This is a genomic window from Streptomyces viridochromogenes, assembly GCF_001270495.1.
In the GTDB taxonomy this organism is placed as follows: Bacteria; Actinomycetota; Actinomycetes; order Streptomycetales; family Streptomycetaceae; genus Streptomyces; species Streptomyces viridochromogenes_A.
Genome location: NZ_LGUR01000257.1, coordinates 78,455 through 84,454, shown reverse-complemented (window position 1 = coordinate 84,454; position 6,000 = coordinate 78,455). Strand labels below are relative to the sequence as shown.

At 71.2% G+C, this 6,000-nt stretch carries 8 protein-coding genes and 1 pseudogene; 2 read left to right on the top strand and 7 right to left on the bottom strand.

The window, feature by feature from the left end; translation table 11 throughout:
* The 3 genes and pseudogenes from ADK36_RS42465 to sigE form a co-directional block, all read right to left on the bottom strand.
* Positions 1-506 (bottom strand): annotated as a pseudogene (locus ADK36_RS42465) (protease); the annotation flags it as partial.
* Positions 507-811: 305 nt separating this feature from the next.
* Positions 812-1,780 (bottom strand): anti-sigma factor, encoded by a 969-nt coding sequence (locus ADK36_RS42460; RefSeq protein WP_053201435.1) that lies wholly within the window; start codon positions 1,778-1,780, stop codon positions 812-814.
* Positions 1,777-2,475, bottom strand: coding sequence for an RNA polymerase sigma factor SigE (gene sigE, locus ADK36_RS42455; RefSeq protein ID WP_037798098.1), 699 nt, complete (start codon positions 2,473-2,475; stop codon positions 1,777-1,779). Before sigE ends, ADK36_RS42460 begins: the two co-directional genes overlap by 4 nt.
* A 235-nt stretch (positions 2,476-2,710) precedes the next feature.
* Here sigE and ADK36_RS42450 point away from each other — a divergent pair, with 235 nt between their 5' ends.
* Positions 2,711-3,409, top strand: coding sequence for an O-methyltransferase (locus tag ADK36_RS42450; protein WP_425315320.1), 699 nt, complete (start codon positions 2,711-2,713; stop codon positions 3,407-3,409).
* A gap of 162 nt (positions 3,410-3,571) precedes the next feature.
* On the opposite strand, the gene ADK36_RS47435 is transcribed toward ADK36_RS42450, so the two are convergent.
* Positions 3,572-3,739, bottom strand: coding sequence for a DUF3117 domain-containing protein (locus ADK36_RS47435; protein WP_003966491.1), 168 nt, complete (start codon positions 3,737-3,739; stop codon positions 3,572-3,574).
* Positions 3,740-3,886: 147 nt separating this feature from the next.
* Positions 3,887-4,051: a hypothetical protein gene (locus ADK36_RS49325; protein ID WP_159029219.1), complete on the bottom strand. Its 165-nt coding sequence runs from the start codon at positions 4,049-4,051 to the stop codon at positions 3,887-3,889.
* A 64-nt stretch (positions 4,052-4,115) separates the two neighbouring features.
* Here ADK36_RS49325 and ADK36_RS42445 point away from each other — a divergent pair, with 64 nt between their 5' ends.
* Entirely contained in the window at positions 4,116-4,919 is an 804-nt protein-coding gene (locus tag ADK36_RS42445; protein WP_053201433.1) for an enoyl-CoA hydratase/isomerase family protein, read from the top strand.
* 91 nt (positions 4,920-5,010) lie between these two features.
* Here ADK36_RS42445 and ADK36_RS42440 read toward each other — a convergent pair whose 3' ends face one another.
* Positions 5,011-5,598: a DNA-3-methyladenine glycosylase I gene (locus tag ADK36_RS42440; protein ID WP_053201431.1), complete on the bottom strand. Its 588-nt coding sequence runs from the start codon at positions 5,596-5,598 to the stop codon at positions 5,011-5,013.
* Positions 5,595-5,945: a DivIVA domain-containing protein gene (locus ADK36_RS42435; protein ID WP_048583573.1), complete on the bottom strand. Its 351-nt coding sequence runs from the start codon at positions 5,943-5,945 to the stop codon at positions 5,595-5,597. The genes ADK36_RS42440 and ADK36_RS42435 overlap by 4 nt, the downstream gene beginning before the upstream one ends.
* Positions 5,946-6,000 lie beyond the last annotated feature (55 nt).

Below are 6,000 nucleotides of genomic sequence, written 5' to 3'. Positions count from 1 at the left end.
GGCGGGGCGGGCGCCCAGGGGCCGGGCTCGCCGTAGGGCGGGGTGCTGTAGGGGTCGGGGTCGTGCAGGGGCTTGGGACGGGCGTCGCCGGGCTCCGCGGGCGCTGGGGCAGCCTCGTCCGGCGCCGGCCCGGAGGACACGGGCGCCCCGACCGGCCGCGCCAACTCGAAGTCACCATCGGCGGAACCCGCGTCGGCACCGCTGCCGCTCACACCGCCGCTCGCGGCAGGCGGAGGAAGCTCGAAGTCACCCTCGGCGGAACCCGGGGCTCCGGCCGCGCCCGCCCGGGGGCGTGCCAGCTCGAAGTCGCCCTCCGCCGAGGCACCGTCGCCGGCGGCGCCCGCCGCCGGCCGCGGCAGCTCGAAGTCACCGTCCGTCTCCGACACGTCCGGCATGGTCTCGCTCAACTCGTCCGGCGTCGGCGCGGCCCCTTCCGCCTGGCCCGCAGCTCCCTGCGGTCGAGGTCGGTTCCACCACTTCGCCTTCGCGGGCTTCCCCTCGTTCATGCTCTGCTTCCTGCTCGCTGCCGACCGTTGCTCGAGTAGGACGCTTCGCTCTGGGCCGCATCCGCTCGGACAGTCGGACGGTGCTGCGTCGGCGCAAGCGGACGCAGGTGATCCCTGGTTTCACGGCAGGCCGCCACCGGGAACGCCCCGGCGCCCGAATGCCTACTCAACTCTGCGCTGCCGCACTCAGGTTCCCTCAGGGAACCGGGCGACCCCGTGCTACCTCCCCCATCTGGGCCGACAGACACGACGCGCGGCCCACCCCGGATTCAATCAGGTTCGTGGGCCGCTGCGCAGAGGTCGGGTCAGGGGCCGGTGGCCGGAGAGGCGGAGGGGGACGAGGTCGTGTCGGGGACGGATGCGGCGAGCAGATCGGGGGTCGCCGTGATCCCGGGGGTCGTGGACCACGCGGTCAGGGCGAGCGGCGGGTTGGCGCTGAGCGGGCGTATCAGAGGGGACATGGCGGCCGCGCCGGCCACCACGGGCGCCGTCAGGGTGTGCAGATCCTGGTCGGCGGGTTGCGCCGGCATACCGGGCAGAAGAGGCGCCGACACCTCGGTCGGGGCCACCGGGGTGTCGGAAGTCCCCTGCCCCTGCGCGAGCAGTGGGCCGACCGCGCGACGGCGCTGGTTCTCGGGTGTCGTCGCGGCGCCGGTGCCCTGTGTCCGCGCCGGCGTCACATTGCTGCCTGATCCCGAGCCGCCGCGGGCCTCCGCGTCGGTCGGCACGCTCGACGTGACGCCGCCCAGCGCGATGGCGGCCAGCGACACCGCGCCCGCCGCGACGAACGCGAACCGCATCCGGGAGGACGACGAGCGATCGGCGTCATGACGGCCCACGGGGTGGGTGCGGAAGCCACTGCCGGAGGCGGGGAACGTGGCCGCGTGCGCACGCGAAGGGACGTATCCGAACTCGAAGCGGTCGCTCCGCCTCACTCCGAACGCCCCCGTGCTGCCCGGCCGTCCGGACAGTCCGCCGAATCCTCCCCCGCCCAGCGGCGAGCCACCGCCGTCCAGGTCACCTCCCCCGGGGAGGCCCTGAAGGCGGGCCAGGAAACTCTCGGAGGGAGGCGGCGGGGCCGCCTCCGCGAAGACGTTCTTCAGCCGACGCTGGGCGTCGACCTCGGACTTGCACCTGGCGCAGGTCGCCAGGTGGGCCAGGACGCGTTCACGCGTCTCATGACCGAGCTCTCCGTCGACGAGGGCGGAGAGTCGGTCGCCAAGGTGCTGCTCGGCCAGGAGCCGTTCGGCGGGGTTGGGTCGAGTGCCACTCACGCGGTCGCGCCCCCTCCCCCCAGAGCTGCCACACGCGGGACGAAGGAGCGACGCTCGGCGCGCGCCTCCGGGGAGCGGTGGGCGAGGGCCTTGCGCAGCTGCGAGCGCCCGCGGTGGATACGGGACCGGACGGTGCCGAGCTTGACGCCCAGGGTCGCGGCGATCTCCTCGTACGACAGTCCTTCGATGTCGCACAGGACGACCGCGGCGCGGAACTCCGGCGCGAGCGTGTCGAGGGCCTGCTGGACGTCGGCGTCGAAGTGCGCGTCGTTGAAGACCTGCTGGGGCGTGGGCTCCTTGCTGGGCAGCCGCTCGGCCGCGTCATCGCCCAGCGCGTCGAAGCGGATGCGCTGCTTACGACGGACCATGTCCAGGAAGAGGTTCGTGGTGATGCGGTGCAGCCAGCCCTCGAAGGTGCCCGGCGTGTACGTGGACAGGGAGCGGAAGACGCGGACGAAGACTTCCTGCGTCAGGTCCTCGGCGTCGTGCTGGTTGCCGGTGAGGCGGTACGCCAGTCGGTAGACGCGGCCGCTGTGCGTGCTGACGATCTCCTCCCAGGTGGGCGGAGTCCACGCCTGCCCGTCCGCGTCGGTGGAGAAGGTCGCGGTCTGGGCGTAGTCGCCGGCGTGGCTGTGGTCAGCGGTGTCGTTCACGGATTTCGGCCTACCCGCCGATCCGAGAAAGCGCCGCAGCACTCCTCCCCGATCCACAGGCGCAGCCGCACCTCCCCTGTCAGCTCTGGTGGTGTCCAGTGGAGCCCCTACCATAGCCACCTCGCCCGTTAGCTCCGGATAAGCGGTTTTACGAGAATTTGATCTGGGCTGACACGGCTGATGCGCCTGCGTCAGCACTTGCTCGCGGCCCCGCTCGGCATCGTGATCCAACTGTGTCCCCCCGCTCGTCTTCCCACCCCTCTAAACGCCCGGTCCCATCTGCGGGTTCCCGCCCGTAACGGATACAGTCACGCCCAGGCAACCACGGGGACAGGAGAGGGTCATTACCGGCAACCGGCAGACGAGCTGGGCGTTCGCCGACGCCTACGTCGCCGAGGACGAAGTCCTGCGCTGGGCCCGTGACCGGGCCCGTGAGGCGGGACTGCGCTCGGTGTCGCCCGGCACGGGCGCCGCGCTGCGATTGCTGGCCGCCTCGGTGGACGCGAAGGCGGTGGCTGAGATCGGTACCGGCACCGGCGTCTCCGGCATCCACCTCCTGCACGGCATGCGCCCCGACGGCGTCCTGACCACGGTCGACCCGGAACCCGAGCACCAGCAGTTCGCCCGCCAGGCCTTCCGCGCCTCCGGCTTCGCCAGCAACCGCGCCCGCTTCATCCCGGGCCGCGCCCTCGACGTGCTGCCCCGCCTCGCGGACGCCGGTTACGACCTCGTCTTCTGTGACGGCGACCGGCTCGAGTTCCTCGACTATCTCGCTGAATCGTTGCGCCTGCTGCGCCCCGGTGGCCTCGTCGTCTTCGAGGGCGTCTTCGCCAACGGCCGCACGGTGGACTCGGGCCCGCAGCCCACCGAGGTCATACGGATCCGGGAACTGCTGCGCGCGGTGCGCGAGAGCCAGGAGCTGGTGCCGTCGCTGCTGCCGGTCGGTGACGGGCTGCTGTGCGCGGTCAAGCGGTAGACGGACCGCCGACCGTACGCCGCGTACCGCCGACCGTACGCCACATACAACCGTCCGTCCGCCACGGACAACCGTCGGTACGCCGCCCGCACACCGGGGAAACAGCGACCCCGGCACCATGGGGGATGCCGGGGTCACCGAAAGGGTATGGTCGCTTCCGCGTCAGCCGACGACCTTCTTGAGGGCGTCGCCGAGCGCGTCGGCCTCGTCAGGGGTCAGCTCGACGACGAGCCGACCGCCGCCTTCGAGCGGAACGCGCATGACGATGCCCCGCCCCTCCTTGGTCACCTCGAGCGGGCCATCGCCCGTCCGCGGCTTCATGGCCGCCATGCTCGTTCCCCTTCCTGAAACCAGCTCATCGTCAAAGCCGACGGCCCCATGGGAGGGCACGTGTGTCTGGCATGAGACACGCGACACCGGCATCGAACACATTGCTTCCCAGCCATTATCCCGCATCTCAGGACCCGATGACCAACATCAGTCGGCATCGCTTGGGCAACGCGCGCGAGCAAAACCACTCAATTCGGCGATGTGACTGCGATACTGCGCCGCCGCACTCACTTCCGCAGAACGGAACCGGACAGGAATTCTTTGACGCAGGTCACACCTCCGGTCAGGGCCGTTGTCGATGATCTCCGCCATGCTGTCCTCAGACAGGCGCCTACCGACCGGTACGCCCAAGCCGTGACGACGGAGGGGACACTCCATGGCCGACACCGTGCTCTACGAGGTGAGTGACGGACTCGCGACGATCACGCTGAACCGCCCCGAGGCGATGAACGCGCTGAACGTCGAGACCAAGGTCGCCCTGCGGGACGCGGTGCGCTCCGCGGCGGACGACAGCGCGGTGCGAGCGGTGCTGCTGACCGCCGCCGGGGACCGGGCCTTCTGCGTCGGGCAGGACCTCAAGGAGCACATCGGGCTGCTGGTCTCCGACCGGGAGACGGGGTCGCGGCAGACGATGAGCACGGTGCGCGAGCACTACAACCCGATCACGCTGGCGCTGGCCGGGATGGGCAAGCCTGTGGTGGCCGGGGTGAACGGGGTCGCGGCGGGGGCCGGATTCGGGTTCGCGCTGGCCGCGGACTATCGGGTGGTGGCGGATACGGCTGCCTTCAACACGTCGTTCGCGGGGGTCGCGCTGACCGCGGACTCCGGGATCTCGTGGACGCTGCCTCGGGTGGTGGGGCCGGGTCGCGCCACTGACCTGCTGCTCTTCCCGCGGAACATCAAGGCGCAGGAGGCGTACGAGCTGGGTATCGCGAACCGTCTCGTCCCGTCCGCTGAGCTGCGGGCCGAGGCCGAGAAGGTGGCGCGAGCCCTGGCCGAGGGACCGACTGTGGCGTACGGGGCGATCAAGGAGGCGGTGGCGTTCGGGCTGTCGCACTCGCTTGAGGAGACGTTGGAGAAGGAGGACGAGCTCCAGACTCGGGCGGGGTCTTCCGAGGACCACGCGATTGCGGTGCGGGCTTTCGTCAACAAGGAGAAGCCGAAGTACCTGGGTCGGTGAGTTCGGGACTACTTCACCGTCGGGGGTTGCGGTTCGTCGTGGTCGATCGCGCCCCGCGGCGGAGCCGCACATCGACACAGCCCCGCACCCCTCAAGGGGCGCTTCGCGCCACGCAGGTCTCCAGGTGATCGTCGACCAGGCCGCACGCCTGCATCAGGGCGTAGGCCGTCGTCGGGCCCACGAAGCGCAGGCCCCTCTTCTTCAGGGCCTTGGAGAGGGCCGTCGATTCGGGTGTGACCGCGGGGACGTCGGCCAGGGTCTTCGGCACCGGGCGGGTGGCCGGGTCCGGGGCGTGGGACCAGATCAGTTCGTCCAGGTCGCCCTGGGTCCAGTCGGCCAGCACGCGGGCGTTCGCGAGAGTCGCGTCGATCTTCGCCCGGTTGCGGATGATGCCCGCGTCCGCGAGGAGGCGGTCCCGGTCGGTGTCCGTGAAGGTCGCGACCTTGGCGATCTCGAAGCCCGCGAAGGCGGCCCGGAAGCCCTCGCGGCGGCGCAGGATCGTGATCCAGGACAGGCCCGACTGGAATGCCTCCAGGCTGAGGCGTTCGAACAGGGCGTCGTCGCCGCGGACCGGGCGGCCCCACTCCTCGTCGTGGTACGTGACGTAGTCCGGGGTGGACAGGGCCCAGGGGCAGCGCAGGGCGCCGTCCGGACCTGCGAGGGCCGTACCGTCGCTCACTGCTGGTCCTCCTGGGCGGGCTTGTCCATCGGCGCATGGCCGCCGGACGTCTGCGCACCGGCCAGCGCGGACTCCAGATCGGCGATCCGGGCGTCGCGCTCGGCGAGCTCGGCGCCGAGGCGGCTGAGGGCGTCGTCGACGTCGGACATGCGGTAGCCGCGGGCGGCCAGCGGGAAGCGGAGGCTGTCGATGTCCGTGCGGTCGATCGGGCGGTCCAGCGGCAGCAGGTCCTGGAGGCGCTCGGGCGCGGCCTCCGGCAGCGGGCCGTCGCCCTCTCCACCGCCCACCACGGCGAGTGTCACCGCGGCGACCACGACGGCCAGCGCGACGACCAGGAACAAGAACATAACCATCGCGGTGGCCCCCATGGTCGGTGAATGCGAGCGGTCGAATCTGTCAGGG